Below are 17,252 nucleotides of genomic sequence, written 5' to 3'. Positions count from 1 at the left end.
GATGAGGAGGGACTTTATGATTGCCCTTTATAAAATAAAGGATCTTTATGAGGACGAAATGAAAGATCTATTTCAAGAGATGGGTTACCGTACAGCTTGTGTATATTCTATTAACAACTTAATGGATATGATGGTGAATCCCATGGTCATTATAACACCCTCTTTTTTTCAAAAAGAATTAAAGGACATACCTAATCCGATTGTTCCTATTTTTATAAATTTTTTTGATATTAAAAGATCGATCGTTGAATTATTTGAATTCGAGGACCGGAATGACTATCTATTTATTACGTCAAATGAGTCGATTGATTGGTTGAGAAAAGAGTACGAGAAGGACAGTAGCAATAATAAGGTACCTCTAACCTTTATAACAAATGACGAAACTATCAGTGTACGATCCGATCAAGCTGTACTAGCCCCAATATGGATGAAAAATGAAATATCAAAAGATCAAATGAACCAGTTCTATTTTATTAAACCATCATTTTCTTCAGTTTTGTCCTCCTTACAGGTAGCAGGGTCACTAGTAAACTTTATTGAAGAAGTATATAGAGAGAGATATCAAGTGAATGCAATTGTTAATTCTACTCACGATGGGGTAATTGCGATTGATTTAAAGGGAACTATAAAAATAGCGAATGAGCATGCAAAAACTTGGTTTTCATTTAAAGGAAGCCAAGTTTATGAATCATTGTCTTATTAACATTGAATTCATTTGCAAGGATTGAATAAAATTGAGTATCACGAAATTCACCTTTAATAAATTCGTTTTTACGTAATGTCCCTTCATATTTCATACCTAATTTTTTCATCACTTTTTGAGAACCAATGTTATCAGTATCGCATCTTCCTTCTATCCGATTAGCCGATAACTCAGCAAAACCATATTCAATGATTTTTTCTAAGGCTTCTGTTATAATTCCTTTCCCCCAATATTGTTCTGATAAAAAGTAACCAATTTCCATACTTTTGTGTTTATTACTCCAATCAATTATTGCAGCAACTCCAATTACTTTTTTAGTTTCTTTTAAGAGTATTCCCCATTCACCAGTTTCACCGTTAACATAACCGTTGATAACATCTTCTAAAAATTGAAGTGTTGTTTCTTTCGTCTTATTGGTTTCCCAGGTCATAGGAGCTGCAACATTTGGATTGGAACAAAATTCATGGACATCATCTAAGTCACCAAAACATAACTTTCTTAAAAATAAACGATCAGTCTCGAACTCAGGAATATTCTTTAGATGATTTTCAAAACTCATATTTTCCTCCATAGAAATTACTCTTTTATCTTTAAATTCGGATTTTTCAAGAAGAACTTCGTTAAATTCATTTACTATCACGGCTCTGGAACAATTTCGAATATGCATCGAATTTCTCCTAAATAAAATTATAACTTGTTATTATTTGTTATTATAAAGAAAAAAGAAAAAGGTGACAATTTTATGAAAAAACTTCTTCTCAGTCTATTTGTATTAGTAAATCTCTTGTTCATCTTAAATTTTCTGGCTGGTGCGCTATTTTCACCAACCAATATTTTATGGGCCGTTCTTTTTGTGCTAGAAGTCGTTGTTTCAGGTGTGTTTTTATCACAAAAGAGCCATCCGCTACTGTCGGTTTCGGTATTAGTTACAGGTGTTGCTTCTTTAGCTCTGTTTTTTTATCTTTATTTCCTATCCAAACTGCTAGGTTGACCCCTATTCGAAAGATGCTGTTTCGCTTACAGATGGTCGATCAATTGATGGGCTTTGGTAAACAGGAGCCGGTGGGTTAATATTCCAAGTAAGATGGCAGTAATCGCAGCGGCGGAGGTGAAGGAGTACATGATTAATATTTGATAACGGACGGCTACAATTGGGTTTGCACCTGCTACAATCATACCGGTCATCATTCCAGGGAGCTGGACGAGGCCGACTGTTTTCATGCCGTCAATGGTTGGAAGCATGGAAGCTTTCACAGTGTTTTGCATCACGCTCGAAACCGCCTGCTTAGAAGTTGCGCCAAGAGCCAGATACACATTTATTTCTTCTCGACGAGTTTCCATTTCTGATTTTAAGCGATTGAAAAAGAGACCGGAGACGACCATTCCATTTCCGATAATCATACCGCTGATCGGTATGATGTACTGAGGAGTAGTTTGGATGATTTTTAACCCGACAAGCAACCCCATCGTTAAAATTTCTGTAGATGTAATAGCAACTGCAATCCTCCAGCTTACCCCTGGAAGGCCTTTCCCTTTTTTTCTTGCGTTTAAGGTTGCGACGGTAATCATAATCGCAAGCATCAGGATAATGAGACTCCAGGATTTCAATTGGAAAATGAACTGGAGAACATATCCGACAGCAATTAATTGCACGGCAGCCCGAATGGTGCCGATCATGATGTCCTTTTCCAGCCCAATCCGTTGCCAAAAGGATAACAATATAGCAAACGCTACGAATATTAATGTAAAAAACAAAGCCGTGGTACTCATAGTGTGAGGACTTCCTCCTTGTCAAAAGCGTCGGCGATGAAATCTTTGGTTACGTTATGGAGTGGGCGTTCAAAAACCTCGATCGTTTTTCCTTGTTCGACGATTTTCCCATCTGCGAATACCCATGTGTATTGTCCGATTTTTTTGGCCTGCTTTAAATTGTGGGTTACCCACAAAATGGTTGTTCCTTGCTGTCGATGCAATTCTTGAATTAATTCTTCGATCCCCTCAGAACTGTGTGGATCAAGGGAGGCAGTGACTTCATCTAAAAGCAGCACCTCAGGCCGGTTAGCCAAAGTGCGTGCTAAAGAAACACGTTGTTTTTGGCCGCCGGAAAGGGAACGGGCTTCCTGTTCTTTTATCGATCGGGGAAGAGCCACTTGATCCAATAGATTGTCCAGTTCCTCCTCTGTTACTGTTTCACGGAAGAGTTTTGGCCCGACGAGTAAATTATCCCGTACAGTTCCAGGCAGCATCGTCGGCATTTGAAACACCATGCCGATTTTTTTGCGCAATTGCAGGACATCCATCTCTAAATAAGGTTTCGCTTTATAAAAGAGTGTGCCTGCATCCGGGTCTGTCATTCTGTTTATTAATGATAAAAACGTGCTTTTTCCGGAACCTGAGGGGCCAATGATCGTGATCAGTTCCCCTTCGATGATACTGGCAGTGATTCCGTTTAAAATTGCCTGTCCATGAAGATTGTTTTTCAATATATTTTCAACAGCTATCAGTTTTTGCATGATTTTTCACCCTAACTCGATAAATGGGATACTAGCTTGATACTGCGGTTCCTTACCTGAATAGTCCCGTTGGACCTAAATTTCCCAATATGTATGAAGTTACTCTTTCCTAGCAGGTATGTCAATTCAAGTACTTTATTTTTCGAAAGGGAAGTTTCGTACCCTCGAAATCGGTTAAAATAGTCCATAACGACAAAAAAACGAAAGTTGGGGTTTAAATGAATCTATTCAATTTATTTCGCCACCCAAAACCATTAGAGAATCTTAGTCCGCAAGACATCTTGGAAAAATGGAACGAGAGTCCAAAACCAGTTATTCTGGACGTTCGAACTCAAATGGAGTACCAATCGGGACATATAGAGGGGGCAAAATCCTTTCCTTGGGGACAAGAAAAGGAGGTAGCCAGCCAGTACTCGGCGGATACCCCGCTTATTCTTATTTGCAAAACTGGCCATCGCAGCCAGGCAGCTGCGAACACTTTATTAAAACTAGGCTTTAAAAAGCTTTCCCACTTAGAGGGCGGTATGGATCGCTGGAAAAAGGAAGGCTTTCCGACAGAGTAATAATTTTAAGAAGCAAAGGGGCGTGGCGTATCTTTTGCTTCTTTTGTTTTATTTTCTCTCGCCTCTATGGTAAATCGATGATGATTCCTGTTTTATCATCGGATCGTTTGAGTCGAGGATATCGGATGCAATCGGGATCTGCCTCTTCTGTGGCGATTAACTCTTTTGTGTAGCTACTAAGGCCCTTTTTATCCATTTGATCGATCATTTGTTCCCAGTTTATTTTTTCCTCCGCAGATTCAGTTGGGGAAAATAATCCATCGCTGATTAAATAGAGTTTGCTTAAGCAAGCGCGGTTGAAGACGCCTGCTTCGAGAAAATCGGCAAATGGAGGCTCTCCATTTAAGACTGAATAACCTGACAATGTATTTGCTTTTGTTCGATTTGCCCGCAATGTCGGCAGCAAGTGGTCCCTCGAAGTTTTTCCTTGTTTCCGTAGGTCCATCGCTTTTTTCAGGGTCATTCCATCGAGATGAGCTACTTGGGAATGGGTCATTACCCTGATTGTATTGTCTTCGTATTTTGCGAATAGCATACAATCTCCAGCTTGTATGTACTCAATATTGGTTTCGTTTATTCGAACAATGATAAAAGCGGCACACCAAAGATCCGCTTTTTGGCTAACATCGACCCCTGCTTCTACCATGGCGCTTCGAAGTGCTTGATTCGCTTCTAAGACAATGTCTCGCAAGCTTTGCGTTTTTGAGGCTTGTTGAAAAAAGGTAGCCAAAAGCTGGGAAGCGATATAGCCCCCTGTTTCCCCTTTCGTATTTTGGTAGGGTGAAACAGAAGTTGCCCCATCTACGACTCCATAAATTTGCGCTTTTTCATTGAGGATGAAAGCATCCTCATTGATCAAAGAGCTACCTCGTTCCGAACATACTTGAACCTTTCCCATTTAGCCTGCTCCTCTCGTTTCCAATCTGAAAACTTCTCCTGTTGTGCTTTATTCTAATATTAAAAAGATAAATAAAGTGTAAATTCTACCTAAACAATTTGTAAATAGCCCATTTTTTAAAAAAAATTATGTTTTAATAATCTAGTCAATTAGAAGGGAGGCCTAGTATGAGTCAGATTGATCTGATCAATATCGCTAAATCATATGATAAACAAAAGGACGTGCTCAACGGAATTGATTTGTCCATAGAAGAGGGAGAGTTTTTTGTACTCGTTGGACCTTCCGGTTCCGGAAAAAGTACGTTGCTTAGAATGATAGCAGGACTGGAGGAAATTTCCGGCGGGGTTTTGAAAATAAATGGTCAAACGGTGAACCATCTCCCACCAAAGGACCGGAATTTATCAATGGTTTTTCAAAATTATGCCTTATATCCACATTTATCAGTAAAAGAGAATATTCTATTTGGCTTAAAAGGCCGAAAAGTAGAGAAACAAGAACAGATGCGAAGACTTCATGACGCGGTAGAAATGTTGGGGCTTCAAGATTTGCTGAAACGGAAACCGAGGGAACTTTCGGGAGGCCAACGACAGCGGGTCGCACTTGGACGTGCTGTTGTAAGTCATGCACCACTCTGTTTAATGGACGAACCTCTTTCCAATTTAGATGCAAAACTTCGCGCCAATATGCGGGTTGAAATTCGCCGGCTGCAAAAAAAGTTAGGGCTGACGATGGTTTATGTAACGCATGACCAGGTTGAAGCGATGACGATGGGAGACCGAATCATGGTCTTAAACGATGGAAAGATCCAGCAAATTGGAAAGCCTATTACGCTTTATAATGAGCCGGAAAACTTGTTCGTCGCCTCTTTTATCGGATCGCCAAAAATTAATTTAGGGAATGCTGTTTTTTCAGAAAATGCGAAACACCTCATCATTGAAGACGAACTGCATATTCCAGTGGACCCAGCTGTTTTCCACCATATTCCGAAGGACCGGAAATTAACAGTGGGCATTCGTGCAGAACATTTGGAGCCTTGCTTAGCGAAAAAAGAAAATATGTATAAGCTGGAAGCAGTGAATGTGGAGCAGTTAGGAAATGAAACGCTGATTGCGTTTGAAGTAGGTTCAGAATTGTGGACGGCAAAATGGCCGGGGCAGTGGCAGATCGAATTCGGGCAGAAAGTACTTGTGCAAATGAAGCCGGAAAACTTGTTATTCTTTGATGCAGATTCAGGGGAATTGATCAAATCGGCAGAACTAGAAACAAGCCAAGGGGCTGTAACCGTATGAGTATGATCGCCCCCACTATCGAAACGAATGAAGAAGCATATCTCAGCCAAGTAGAACGAGTAAAACGGAAAAGCCGGCTGAAAAGTTTTTTCAAAGGCATGTTGTTCTTACTTCCTTCGATTATATTATTTAGTGTTTTCGTGTTCTATCCCATGTTTCAGACCATTTACTTAAGCTTCTTTCTGACCAATGCACAAGGGGCAACCACTGTTTTTGTTGGGTGGGAGAATTACAAAGCACTGTTTGTCGATCCGATTTTTTTAAAAAGTGTTAAAAACACCTTTTTATTTGTGTTTCTTACGGTTCCGCCAACGGTTATCATTAGTTTTGCTTTAGCTGTGATTGCCAATGAAAAATTAAAAGGGATTGGCTTTTTCCGAACGATTTTTTCTTCGACGATGGGAGTATCAGTTGCGGCCGCTTCCGTATTTTGGCTGTATTTATTCCATCCGACGATGGGACTTTTGAATAAAATCCTTGAAGCATTTGGGGCAGGGGGGATTGAGTGGCTGACGGATCCAAAGTGGGCGCTTCTCGCTGTGTCGATCACGACGATATGGATGAACATTGGCTTTACTTTTTTGATCTTGCTGGGCGGAATGCAATCGATCGATTCGTCTCTCTATGAAAGTGCAGATATTGAAGGCTCCGGCTATTTTTACAAGCTTCGTAGAATTACGATCCCGATGCTTTCGCCAACCTTCTTCTTTGTGATTACCGTCTCGATCATCCATTCGTTTCAAACGTTTGGCCAGATTGATATTTTAACAAAAGGCGGTCCAGCCAATGAGACAAATTTAATCGTCTATTCGATTTATCGGGAAGCTTTCGTGAACTATCAGTTTGGATCTGCCAGTGCGCAGGCCGTCGTGTTATTCATCCTGATTTTACTGATGACTGCCCTTCAATTTAAGTTGGGCGAAAGGAAGGTGCATTATCAGTGATGCTCTCAACAGGAAAGAAACTGATTTTTTATGTACTGTTGATCATTTCGGCCCTCCTGCTTGCAGGTCCCGCGCTCATGGCAATCGTGATGAGTTTTATGACCAACCAGGATATTTTGACCGGAAGCCTTCCGACGACGTTTACGTTTGATAATTATATAGCGGCGTTTGAGCGCTTGCCATTCCTTCACTTTCTTTTTAACAGCTTGATCGTATCGATGCTCATTACGCTTGGACAGCTTACTTTATCAGCATTGGCGGCCTATGCGTTTGTGTTTTTGGAATTTAAAGGAAGGGATTTCCTCTTCTTTCTTTTTATCGCGACGATGATGGTTCCTTTTGAAGCGTCGGTTATTCCAAACTTTCACACGATCCGAAATTTAGGCTGGATTGATTCTTATGCAGGATTGACTGTTCCGTTTTTCGCGACAACTTTTGGAACCTTCTTATTGCGGCAAAATTTCAAACAAATCCCAAAGGAATTGCGTGAAGCAAGCCTGATTGCTGGAATGGGCGATTTTCGCTTCTTTTTATCAGTCGTCTTGCCAGTTTCCAGAACAAGTTTGGTAACACTTGGAATTTATGGCTTTTTAACTTCCTGGAATATGTATTTATGGCCGCTTTTAGCATCGACGAATGAAACGGTTCGTACGATTCAAATCGGTTTGAAGCAATTGCAAACCCAGGAACAATTGAACCAATGGGGTGTCATGATGGCGGGTGCCGTCATCGTCATTATCCCGACCTTACTGCTGCTGTTCCTTGGTCAAAAGAAGTTGCAAAAAGGATTAACGGAAGGTGCAGTCAAATAACGGTTTTCCACATTCAACCATAAAAGGAGAAGAAAAAAATGAAGAAAATGATGTTGCTTGTTACAATAGGGATTCTTTTGCTGCTATCGGCCTGTTCCAGCGGGAGTAACACATCCCAAGCCAGTACTAAAGACACAACAGGTGAAAAACAAGTTGTCACCTTTTGGCATTCGATGAGTGGTGCGGGTCAGGAGACGTTAGACAGCATCGTCGATGACTTCAATAATTCTCAAGATAAAATTCAGGTAAAGGCTGAATTCCAGGGAACTTATGATGAAGCGCTGACGAAATTCAATGCGGTTGCGGGTACCGATAGCTCGCCAACGATGATGCAAACTTTTGAAATCGGAACAAAGTCAATGATTAACAGTGGAAACATTCTTCCGATTCAGCAATTTGTGGACAAAGATCAATATGACATGAGCAGCTTGGAAGAAAATATCACCAAATACTATTCGTTGGATGGAAAGTTTTATTCCATGCCATTTAACTCTTCTACGCCAGTTATGTACTATAACAAAGATGCCTTTAAAGCAGCTGGCCTGAACGTGGATCAAGCACCTGCGACGTATGAAGAAGTGGAAAAAGCAGCAAAAGCGATCACAGAGTCAAATCCAAAAATGAAAGGTTTTGCACTACAGGCTTACGGTTGGTTATGGGAACAGCTTCTTGCAAACCAAGGTGCCTTATTGTTAAACAAGGATAATGGCCGTACTGGAACGCCAACCAGCATTGGCTGGAGTGAAGAAGAAGGAAAGTCGATTTTCAACTGGGTAAAAAATATGGTGGATGATGGTACTTTCGCAAATTATGGTACAAATGGCGATAACATGGTCGCTGGTTTCTTGGCAGGGGATGTTTCCATGTTCCTCCAATCTTCAGCTAGCGCCAGAGACATCATCGATAATGCTCCATTCGAAGTTGGAATTGCTTTCCTTCCGCATCCTGAGAACAAAGAGCGCCAAGGTGTTGTTATCGGTGGTGCAAGCTTATGGATGATGGATGGCAAACCAGAAGCAGAATCTCAGGCTGCTTGGGAATTCATGAAATACCTTCAAAAACCTGAAGTTCAAGCGAAATGGCATGTCGGAACAGGTTATTTTGCGATCAACCCTGCTGCCTATGAAGAAAAGCTCGTCAAAGATGCTTGGGCAGAGAAACCGCAATTAAAAGTAACAGTAGATCAATTGCAATCAACAAAACCATCCTATGCCACTCAAGGTGCATTAATGGACATGCTTCCTGAAGGCCGTAAAATTATTGAGTCAGCACTTGAAACGGTATATAATGGTGAAAACGTAGATAGCACCTATAAAACAGCTGTACAGCAGTTTAACGATGCTATCCAACAGGCGAACAAAGCAAGAGGAAACTAACCGATCATTGGAAAAAGGAAAAGGTGTGGGCAGCCATGCTTTTTCTTTTTTATCATAAAAGGAAAAGGTGATCACATGACGAAGATTTATGGCCATCGCGGAGCAAAAGGCAGCTACCCTGAAAATACCTTGCTTAGTTTTAAAAAAGCAATCGACCAAGGTGTGGAAGGAATCGAATTAGATGTCCACTTGACACTAGATGGAGAAGTGGTCGTCATCCATGATGAAACACTAGACCGGACGACAAATGGAACAGGCTGGATTAAAGATCAGACATTATCCGAAATAAAACAAGTTAGTGCGGGAAGTCGGTTTGTTCTATTACCAGACTACGAGGAAGAGTGGGATTCGGAAACGGTGCCTACTTTGCAGGAAGTACTGGAGTTAATGGCCCCCTATCCTACGGAGCTAAATATTGAGTTAAAAACGTATGCGGTGGTTTATGAGGGCATAGAAGAAAAAGTGCATTCGATCGTGAAAAAGTATGGCAACAATCGAAAAGTTGTGTATTCTTCCTTCCATTTGCCGTCGTTAATGCGAATGAAAAAAGTAGCTCCCGACGCGAATATTGCCTGGTTAGTCAATAATAAAATTTCTTTTCCAATCGATCATATGAACATGCTGGACCTCGAGGCTTTGCATGTTCATAAAAAAATGGTATTGCCCCCTCCTGAGGAGTATCAAATCGGTGCAAGGGAATTATATGATAAAATACGCGTTTGGACGGTAAACGATCCAGCGGAAATTGGCCAACTGTTAGACGTACAAGTCCAAGCGATTATTACCGATTTTCCCGAAAGAGCGATTGCGATAAGAAATAAGCGTTAACACTTAACAAACACGAAGGATGTTTATCATGAAGAACCTAATGCTAGCTGGTCTTGCTTGTCTTGTTTTTTTGATACCGATAGCGGTTCCCTGGGCGATTCATGCATTGGCGTCAAGGCAAAACAATGTTAACCAAGCCCCGATTATTGTAACTGTTTCGGTAATTGCCCATCGCGGTGCGTCCGCGTATGGGCCGGAACATACATTGCCAGCCTATAAACAGGCCATTCAAATGAAAGCAGATTATGTAGAGATCGACTTGCAAATGACAAAGGACGGCCAATTAATCGCGATGCACGATGAAACACTCGCTAGAACTACGAACGTTAAACAAATATATCCACATCGCGCTCCATGGCGAGTAAAAGATTTTACTTTAAAAGAAATCCAGCGTTTAGATGCTGGCGCTTGGTTCAATCAGGCAAACCCGAAGCTAGCTCAAAAAGACTACCTAGGTCAGCCAGTACCAACATTAGACGAAGCGATTAAATTTGTAAAACAGCAGGCTGACGGGAAAGTAAGCCTTTATATAGAAACAAAAGCTCCAAATATCTATCCTGGAATGGAAGAAAAATTGATCAATATTTTAAAAAGCAACGAAATCCTCGACGATCCCAACCTCATTATCGAATCATTCAGTGAGGACAGCCTGCGCAAGCTAAAATCAATCGTACCACAAGTCAAGCTTATTCAACTCTACACAGCAAAAATGCTAAAAGGCAAAGATCCATCCCAAGAATTCAAGCGAATCTCCGATTATGCCTATGGAATCGGACCAAGCAAAGAGCTGGTAACACCCCAATTCATCCAAAATGCCCATCAGAACAAGCTCGTCGTTCACCCATGGACCATCAATACCCAAAAAGAAATGACAACCCTCCTCTCCCAAGGAGTCGACGGCCAATTCACAAACACTCCAGATAAGTTAGTTGGATTAATTAAGTGAAGTTCGGACAGGTTTAGCAGGAAAAGAGGAAAAGTAGTCCGAACTGGGGCGAAGTTCGGACAGGTTTCGGCGAAAAAGAGGAAAAGTAGTCCGAACTAGAGCCAAGTTCGGACAGGTTTAGCAGGAAAAGGGGAAAAGTAGTCCGAACTAGGGCGAACTTCGGACAGGTTTTGAAGGAAAAGAGGAAATGCCAGCAATTTGAATTTTTCACCATCTATATATTAGAACAAAGAGTAATCTTTTGACACCAGCCTCTTCTCATGCTAGTATTTTTATTAAATTTAAAAAATTTTTAATATTTGTTTACAGTTTTCTGTTTTTTTATCGAGAACTGTATCTCTGTTTGCTTCAGGTGCTGAGCAGCTTTGCTGTTTAGTTAAAAGGGAAGACCGGTGAGAAGCCGGCGCGGTCCCGCCACTGTATTGGGGAGCGACTTATCGTTAAGCCACTGTTTCGCTAGAAATGGGAAGGGATAAGGAGCGGTGAACCAGAGCCAGGAGACCTGCCTGTTGTACGCACTTTACTCTACGGGTGTATAGAGCAAGTGAAATACGCAGAGTTGAGAGGGATTCTCTCTCAGCTTTAATTAACGATGCGCATTGATCTCTCTTTTCCCCAAAAAAGAGGGATTTTTTTCGTTGTTTCACCTATTTTTTTAAAACAAAACGAGGAGTGTTTCACATTGAAAAACGTAATTAGTACAAATTTAGGTTACCCGCGGATCGGGGAGCATCGTGAATGGAAAAAGGCGCTTGAACACTTTTGGTCGGGCAAGATGGAAAAAGAAACTTTTTTGCTGCAAATGCAAGAGTTTCGTTTGGATCATCTTAAAAAGCAGTTGGATCAAGGGATTGATCTAATTCCTGTTGGCGACTTTAGCATGTATGATCATGTGCTCGATACCGCAATGATGTTTGGCCTTGTACCAGAACGGTTTGAATACAAAGGAGGCAAAGTGCCACTCGAAACCTATTTTGACATTGCCCGAGGAAATCGTTCTGCAGTTGCATCAGAAATGACTAAATGGTTTAACACCAATTACCATTATATCGTCCCTGAGTTAAATCAACGAAATCCAGCATTTGTGGAAAATCGTCCGCTTCATTTTTATCAAGAAGCAAAACAAAAACTCGGGATCAATGGGAAACCCGTTATTCTCGGTCCGGTGACGTTCGTAAAACTGGCCAAAGGGTACGATCAACAAGAATTAAAGGATATGGTGGAGCTTTTTACCCCTCTGTATGCCCAGATGCTAGGTGAATTAGAAGCGGCTGGAGTGGAGTGGGTTCAAATCGATGAACCGATATTGTGCACTACCCTATCTGCCGAAGAAATTCATTTGTTGAAAGAAACATACGAGACACTAACCAAAGCGGCTCCAAAAATAAAAATGATTTTACAGACGTATTTTGACCATCTTGATTATTTTGAAGAAATTACAAGTCTTCCTGTGCACGGAATTGGCTTAGATTTTGTCCATGATGATGGGCAAAACTTGAAAGCATTAAATACGTTCGGCTTCCCTCAGGACAAAATGCTTGCAGCAGGTGTGATTGATGGGCGAAATGTGTGGCGAGCAAATATAGAAGAACGAATCACCCTTCTTGAAAAAATTGCTGCAGCAGCAAAGTGTGAACAGTTGATGATTCAGCCAGCTTCAAGCCTCTTGCATGTACCAATAACTGTGAATAATGAAACTGAATTAACGCCCACTCTCAAAAATGCCCTTTCGTTTGCAGATGAAAAACTGCAGGAAGTTGCTCTTCTTTCAAAAGGAGTAAAAGAGGGAAAAGCAGCAATTGAGAAAGATATCAAAGCCAGTAAAGCTGCAATTGAGACGTTGAATGGTTCTCCTGAACGAAACAATACAAAAGTCCAGCTTGCTACTGCCAATCTAGAAGCAATGAACGCCGAGCGCCAAGCTCCTTTTGAAAGCCGCAGCAAACTGCAGGAGTCCGCTTTTCAGTTGCCCATTTTGCCGACAACCACCATTGGCAGCTTCCCGCAGACACAGGAAATCAGAAAGCAACGGTTAAAATGGCGTAAAAAAGAGCTGACCACGGAACAATATGAAGATTTTATCAAAGCTGAAATCAAAAAGTGGATTGAAATTCAAGAAAAGTTAGGACTGGATGTTTTTGTCCATGGAGAATTTGAACGTACCGACATGGTCGAATATTTTGGCGAGAAATTAGGCGGCTTTCAATTTACGAAATTTGGCTGGGTGCAGTCATATGGTTCCAGATGCGTCAAACCACCGCTCATTTTTGGGGATGTAGCATTTTTGGCTCCGATGACGCTGAAAGAGTCCGTTTATGCCCAATCGTTAACTTCGAAGCCTGTAAAAGGCATGTTGACAGGTCCGATCACCATCCTGAACTGGTCCTTTGTACGCGATGATCTTTCCCGGTTTACCGTTGCTAACCAGATCGCGCTTGCATTAAGAGAAGAAATTAACATTCTCGAAAAGAATGGAATCCAGATGATTCAAGTAGACGAACCGGCGCTTCGCGAGGGCTTGCCATTAAAAAAAGAAAAATGGGACAACTACTTAAATGCAGCTGTTCACGCCTTTAAGCTGGCAGTCTCCACAGTAAAAAATGAAACCCAGATCCACACTCATATGTGCTATTCCGATTTTGAGGAAATAATGGATGCCATCAACGCTTTAGATGCTGATGTAATTTCAATCGAAACGTCGCGAAGCCATGGAGAGCTTATCCAATCGTTCGAAGATACCACCTATGAAAAGGGAATTGGGCTCGGTGTTTATGATATTCATAGTAAACGAGTACCAACTATTGAGGAAATGTCCACCAACATTTCACGCGCCCTGAAAGTCCTCGATCCAAAACGATTCTGGATCAATCCAGACTGCGGGCTGAAAACAAGAGGAACCGAAGAAACCATCGAAGCACTTAAAATCATGATCGAAGCAGCAAAGGAAACGAGAGAGACAGTTGGGTATCCCGTCAAAGAAACAAATGCTTTTGTGAATGCAAAAGAGTAATCAATTTAGATGATGGTATGCAAGTGGGACTCTATCTTAAAACTTTTTTTGAATACTATACAATTCGTATACAGTCGATTCTGTTCCATGTTAGCTGGAAGCGCACTTCTACTATCTCAATCTGAAGTCATCTACTAACAAATAAGATGTAATTCTATTAAAAATTGATCGTCTCTCTATTTATAGAGATCGGTCTTTTTTTATGTTATCCACAATACCTTTTTTCAATAAATAAATTCCTCTCAAATAAATTTCCCTCCCCCCATTCATTTGTGTATTTGTACACGAAAATGTGTACAGTTATAACCTTTGTGTATCTATGCGAACTTACCTGAATACTATTGGAAACGTTTACAGTTATTTATATAATCTAAACATGATCGATCAAACAAAATATAAATAAGGAGGAAGCTAAAGTGAAAGGGTTTATGCAGAAACTAGGAAAATCGCTGATGATGCCAATATCTATTATAGCTGCAGCGGGTATCTTTTTAGGGTTGGCCGCGGTACTTCAAAACCCAAATATTGTCGGTGAAAGTTTTGTTCAAATCGAGACTGTTCAACAATTTCTGGGATTTGTTAGAAAGTTAGTTGGAACTTTATTTGGAAATTTACCGATCCTCTTTGCTGTATCTGTAGCCATCGGTTTAGCGAAGGATGAGAAAGCAACAGCTGCATTTGGAGCAATAATTGGATTTCTTTTATTTCATGTCACAATCAGTTATGTGCTAGGTATTCAAGGAATTACACCAGATTCCACATCAATTGATGCTCTTAAAGAGAATGGGTTGAATGAACTTGAAGCAACCACAATTGCATCTCAATATGAATTAGTCCTTGGAATATTTAGTTTCCGTATGAATGTATTTGGTGGAATTATTGTCGGTATGTGGACGGCATTTATGCACAATCGTTTTTACCAAATCGAGCTTCCTATGGCAATCAGCTTCTTTGGTGGAAAACGATTTATTCCGATTATTGTCACAGTAACAATTCCCATACTTGCTTTAGGGATGTTTTTCATCTGGCCATTCTTTAATGATGCAATTGTTTGGGTAGGTGGAGTCATAGCTAGCTCTGGAGCAGTCGGTTCATTTTTATTTGGGTCATTCGAGCGCCTGCTTGTACCAACTGGCTTGCATCATATCCTTAACCAACTAGTTCGTTTCACACCTGTCGGTGGCGTAACAGATATTAATGGGGAACAGACTGTTGGTGCGTTAAATATTTTTAATACACTGCTAGCTCAGGGTACCTTTGATTGGAATGTTATGCAGGAAGCTACACGTTTTCTAGCGCAAGGAAAAATTCCTTTTATGGTATTTGGTCTTCCGGCTGCTACCTTGGCAATGTATAAAGCAGCCAAGCCAAGTCAGAAGAAGCATGTTAAAGGTTTATTATATGCGGCAGCACTTGCTAGTTTCACAACTGGAATTACAGAACCAATAGAATTTGCTTTCTTATTTGTATCACCATTATTATTCTTCTTCCATGCTTTTATGGCAGGTATGTCATTCTTTTTAATGGACATTTTGAATGTAGCGATCGGTAACGTTCAAGGCGGGATAATTGACCTAGCCGTTTTTGGAGTACTTCAAGGAACATCAACGAATTGGATTGCAACAATTATTGTAGGAGCTGTTTATGCAATTTCTTACTACTTTGTTTTTAAATGGGTAATTGAGCGTTTTGATGTGAAAACCCCAGGTCGCGAAGAAGATTCGAATTTATCTCCTGATGCTTATAAAGAAACGGTCGCATCAACCACTTCCGATAAAGGTGATGCAATCGTAGCAGCACTAGGTGGATCAGAAAATATTAAAGAAGTAGAGAATTGCTTCACCCGCTTACGACTTGTACTAGGATCAATCGACAAAATTGATGAAGCAGCAATAAAAGCAACAGGAGCTGCAGGAATTGTAAAAATAAATGAAAATAATCTTCAGGTCGTTTATGGGCCGCAAGTCGAAAAAATAGCTTTAGAAGTAAAAAGGAGTTGGACTAAATGAAACAACATAACATAGTACTAGTAGGTGGAGGTTCAACATGGACACCGGGAATTTTAAAAGCACTCACAAAACATTTACATGAATTTCCGTTAAAACGTGTTGTACTATATGATGTTGACGAAGAACGTCAGGAAGTAATAGGAGAGTTTGCCAAGATTTTATTCGCTGAAGAAGCGCCAGAAGTAGAATTTACTTATACCACAAACAAAATTGAAGCATACAGCGATATGGATTTTGTCTTCTGTCAAATGCGTACAGGTGGATATCCAATGCGTGAAAAGGATGAAAAAATCCCGCTCGGTTTTGGAGTAATTGGGCAAGAAACATGTGGAGCTGGTGGTTTCGCATATGGAATGCGATCTATTCGGGATATGATTGAAATGGTCAATGATGTAAGACATTATAGTGCCGATGCTTGGATTTTAAACTACACTAACCCGGCTGCTATTGTCGCACTAGCACTAGATAGAGTGTTTCCAGATGACAAAAAAATTCTAAATATTTGTGACCAGCCAGTTAACTTACTCCGCTCTTATGGTCGCCTAATAAATTATGATTACAATAAGTTTGAACCAACATATTTCGGGCTTAACCATTTTGGATGGTTCACACATATTTTTGATGAAAATGGAAATGACCTTGCGCCAAAAATAAAAGAGATGATTTTACAGGGTGGATTCCGCCCAGTTGATGCGGAACAACGTGATCAATCATGGTTAGATACGTACGCATTAGTCGAAGATATGGTAAGAGATTTTCCGGAATATCTACCGAACACATACCTGCAATACTATTTATATCCACAGTATAAAGCGGCAAAGTTGGATAGTCATCATACTCGCGCAAACGAAGTGATGGAAGGTCGTGAAAAGAAAGTTTTTGAAGAATGTCGAGATATTGTTTTAAAAGGAACAGCTAAAAAATCTCAAGTTGTTCATAACGATGCACATGGTGATATGATTGTAGAGGTAGCAGCATCTATATCAAATAACTTACGGCGCACCTATATTGTTATTGTTCCAAATAACGGGATTGTCTCTAATCTGTCGAATGATGTAATGATAGAGGTAGCGGCATCATTAGGTATTAATGGACCTGCACCTTATGCAGTAGGAGAAATAGAATCGTTCTATAAAGGACTAATTGAAGGTCAGCATGCATATGAAAAGTTGACGGTCGAAGCATATCTTGAAGGATCATACACCAAGGCTCTTCAAGCTTTGACGTTAAATCGTACAATTGTGGATGCCAAAAAGGCAAGACTTGTTCTAGATGCTCTAATTGAAGCTAATAAAGAATATTGGCCAGAGTTAAAATAATGTAAACAGATTGTCTCTAAAAAATCATTACAAGGAGCGGGA

Annotated in this window: 16 protein-coding genes and 1 riboswitch; of the genes, 12 read left to right on the top strand and 4 right to left on the bottom strand. The window is 40.5% G+C overall.

Annotated elements, in window-relative coordinates; genetic code table 11:
- Positions 1–16: 16 nt before the first annotated feature.
- Positions 17–703, top strand: a complete 687-nt coding sequence (locus J2S25_RS02385; RefSeq protein ID WP_307191144.1) for a hypothetical protein — start codon at positions 17–19, stop codon at positions 701–703.
- Here J2S25_RS02385 and J2S25_RS02380 read toward each other — a convergent pair.
- Positions 666–1,370: a GNAT family N-acetyltransferase gene (locus J2S25_RS02380; RefSeq protein ID WP_307191143.1), complete on the bottom strand. Its 705-nt coding sequence runs from the start codon at positions 1,368–1,370 to the stop codon at positions 666–668. The two genes, J2S25_RS02385 and J2S25_RS02380, sit on opposite strands and share 38 nt — an antisense overlap.
- 75 nt (positions 1,371–1,445) lie before the next feature.
- Here J2S25_RS02380 and J2S25_RS02375 point away from each other — a divergent pair, with 75 nt between their 5' ends.
- The gene (locus J2S25_RS02375) at positions 1,446–1,694 is read left to right on the top strand and encodes a hypothetical protein (protein WP_307191142.1); all 249 of its coding nucleotides are present in this window, start codon (positions 1,446–1,448) and stop codon (positions 1,692–1,694) included.
- Positions 1,695–1,720: 26 nt separating this feature from the next.
- Here J2S25_RS02375 and J2S25_RS02370 read toward each other — a convergent pair whose 3' ends face one another.
- Positions 1,721–2,473 carry an ABC transporter permease gene (locus J2S25_RS02370; RefSeq protein WP_044394087.1) on the bottom strand — a complete coding sequence of 251 codons (753 nt, stop codon included), beginning with the start codon at positions 2,471–2,473 and terminating at the stop codon, positions 1,721–1,723.
- Entirely contained in the window at positions 2,470–3,216 is a 747-nt protein-coding gene (locus J2S25_RS02365; protein ID WP_307191141.1) for an ABC transporter ATP-binding protein, read from the bottom strand. Before J2S25_RS02365 ends, J2S25_RS02370 begins: the two co-directional genes overlap by 4 nt.
- A gap of 218 nt (positions 3,217–3,434) precedes the next feature.
- On the opposite strand from J2S25_RS02365, the gene J2S25_RS02360 reads away from it, so the two are divergent.
- The gene (locus J2S25_RS02360) at positions 3,435–3,779 is read left to right on the top strand and encodes a rhodanese-like domain-containing protein (RefSeq protein ID WP_307191140.1); all 345 of its coding nucleotides are present in this window, start codon (positions 3,435–3,437) and stop codon (positions 3,777–3,779) included.
- A gap of 64 nt (positions 3,780–3,843) precedes the next feature.
- Here J2S25_RS02360 and J2S25_RS02355 read toward each other — a convergent pair whose 3' ends face one another.
- Positions 3,844–4,677 (bottom strand): protein phosphatase 2C domain-containing protein, encoded by an 834-nt coding sequence (locus tag J2S25_RS02355; RefSeq protein ID WP_307191139.1) that lies wholly within the window; start codon positions 4,675–4,677, stop codon positions 3,844–3,846.
- 167 nt (positions 4,678–4,844) lie between these two features.
- On the opposite strand from J2S25_RS02355, the gene J2S25_RS02350 reads away from it, so the two are divergent.
- The 9 genes from J2S25_RS02350 to J2S25_RS02310 all read left to right on the top strand — a co-directional run bounded on the left by J2S25_RS02350 (position 4,845) and on the right by J2S25_RS02310 (position 17,210).
- Positions 4,845–5,966: an ABC transporter ATP-binding protein gene (locus J2S25_RS02350; RefSeq protein WP_307191138.1), complete on the top strand. Its 1,122-nt coding sequence runs from the start codon at positions 4,845–4,847 to the stop codon at positions 5,964–5,966.
- A gap of 2 nt (positions 5,967–5,968) precedes the next feature.
- On the top strand, positions 5,969–6,910 hold the full coding sequence (locus J2S25_RS02345) for a carbohydrate ABC transporter permease (protein ID WP_439117480.1): 942 nt from the start codon (positions 5,969–5,971) through the stop codon (positions 6,908–6,910).
- Positions 6,910–7,722, top strand: a complete 813-nt coding sequence (locus tag J2S25_RS02340) for a carbohydrate ABC transporter permease (protein ID WP_044394094.1) — start codon at positions 6,910–6,912, stop codon at positions 7,720–7,722. The genes J2S25_RS02345 and J2S25_RS02340 overlap by 1 nt, the downstream gene beginning before the upstream one ends.
- A 38-nt stretch (positions 7,723–7,760) precedes the next feature.
- Positions 7,761–9,098 (top strand): ABC transporter substrate-binding protein, encoded by a 1,338-nt coding sequence (locus J2S25_RS02335; RefSeq protein ID WP_307191136.1) that lies wholly within the window; start codon positions 7,761–7,763, stop codon positions 9,096–9,098.
- Positions 9,099–9,173: 75 nt separating this feature from the next.
- Positions 9,174–9,926, top strand: coding sequence for a glycerophosphodiester phosphodiesterase (locus J2S25_RS02330; RefSeq protein ID WP_307191135.1), 753 nt, complete (start codon positions 9,174–9,176; stop codon positions 9,924–9,926).
- Positions 9,927–9,954: 28 nt separating this feature from the next.
- Positions 9,955–10,872 carry a glycerophosphodiester phosphodiesterase gene (locus J2S25_RS02325; RefSeq protein WP_307191134.1) on the top strand — a complete coding sequence of 306 codons (918 nt, stop codon included), beginning with the start codon at positions 9,955–9,957 and terminating at the stop codon, positions 10,870–10,872.
- Positions 10,873–11,205: 333 nt separating this feature from the next.
- A riboswitch (cobalamin riboswitch) is annotated at positions 11,206–11,396 on the top strand.
- Between the two features lie 158 nt (positions 11,397–11,554).
- Positions 11,555–13,882 (top strand): 5-methyltetrahydropteroyltriglutamate--homocysteine S-methyltransferase, encoded by a 2,328-nt coding sequence (metE, locus tag J2S25_RS02320; RefSeq protein ID WP_307191133.1) that lies wholly within the window; start codon positions 11,555–11,557, stop codon positions 13,880–13,882.
- Between the two features lie 416 nt (positions 13,883–14,298).
- On the top strand, positions 14,299–15,891 hold the full coding sequence (locus J2S25_RS02315) for a PTS transporter subunit EIIC (protein WP_307191132.1): 1,593 nt from the start codon (positions 14,299–14,301) through the stop codon (positions 15,889–15,891).
- Positions 15,888–17,210 carry a 6-phospho-alpha-glucosidase gene (locus tag J2S25_RS02310; RefSeq protein WP_307191131.1) on the top strand — a complete coding sequence of 441 codons (1,323 nt, stop codon included), beginning with the start codon at positions 15,888–15,890 and terminating at the stop codon, positions 17,208–17,210. Before J2S25_RS02315 ends, J2S25_RS02310 begins: the two co-directional genes overlap by 4 nt.
- The last annotated feature ends 42 nt before the right edge of the window (positions 17,211–17,252 follow it).

This window comes from Mesobacillus stamsii, assembly GCF_030814065.1.
GTDB classification, from domain to species: Bacteria; Bacillota; Bacilli; order Bacillales; family Cytobacillaceae; genus Mesobacillus; species Mesobacillus stamsii.
This window is presented reverse-complemented; position numbering and strand designations above follow the sequence as displayed.

Excerpts from the sequence above, each read along its gene's own strand:
- J2S25_RS02385 (WP_307191144.1), top strand. The coding sequence starts at position 17 with ATGATTGCCCTTTATAAAATAAAGGATCTTTATGAGGACGAAATGAAA.
- J2S25_RS02380 (WP_307191143.1), bottom strand. The coding sequence starts at position 1,370 with ATGCATATTCGAAATTGTTCCAGAGCCGTGATAGTAAATGAATTTAAC.
- J2S25_RS02375 (WP_307191142.1), top strand. The coding sequence starts at position 1,446 with ATGAAAAAACTTCTTCTCAGTCTATTTGTATTAGTAAATCTCTTGTTC.
- J2S25_RS02370 (WP_044394087.1), bottom strand. The coding sequence starts at position 2,473 with ATGAGTACCACGGCTTTGTTTTTTACATTAATATTCGTAGCGTTTGCT.
- J2S25_RS02365 (WP_307191141.1), bottom strand. The coding sequence starts at position 3,216 with ATGCAAAAACTGATAGCTGTTGAAAATATATTGAAAAACAATCTTCAT.
- J2S25_RS02360 (WP_307191140.1), top strand. The coding sequence starts at position 3,435 with ATGAATCTATTCAATTTATTTCGCCACCCAAAACCATTAGAGAATCTT.
- J2S25_RS02355 (WP_307191139.1), bottom strand. The coding sequence starts at position 4,677 with ATGGGAAAGGTTCAAGTATGTTCGGAACGAGGTAGCTCTTTGATCAAT.
- J2S25_RS02350 (WP_307191138.1), top strand. The coding sequence starts at position 4,845 with ATGAGTCAGATTGATCTGATCAATATCGCTAAATCATATGATAAACAA.
- J2S25_RS02345 (WP_439117480.1), top strand. The coding sequence starts at position 5,969 with ATGATCGCCCCCACTATCGAAACGAATGAAGAAGCATATCTCAGCCAA.
- J2S25_RS02340 (WP_044394094.1), top strand. The coding sequence starts at position 6,910 with ATGCTCTCAACAGGAAAGAAACTGATTTTTTATGTACTGTTGATCATT.
- J2S25_RS02335 (WP_307191136.1), top strand. The coding sequence starts at position 7,761 with ATGAAGAAAATGATGTTGCTTGTTACAATAGGGATTCTTTTGCTGCTA.
- J2S25_RS02330 (WP_307191135.1), top strand. The coding sequence starts at position 9,174 with ATGACGAAGATTTATGGCCATCGCGGAGCAAAAGGCAGCTACCCTGAA.
- J2S25_RS02325 (WP_307191134.1), top strand. The coding sequence starts at position 9,955 with ATGAAGAACCTAATGCTAGCTGGTCTTGCTTGTCTTGTTTTTTTGATA.
- J2S25_RS02310 (WP_307191131.1), top strand. The coding sequence starts at position 15,888 with ATGAAACAACATAACATAGTACTAGTAGGTGGAGGTTCAACATGGACA.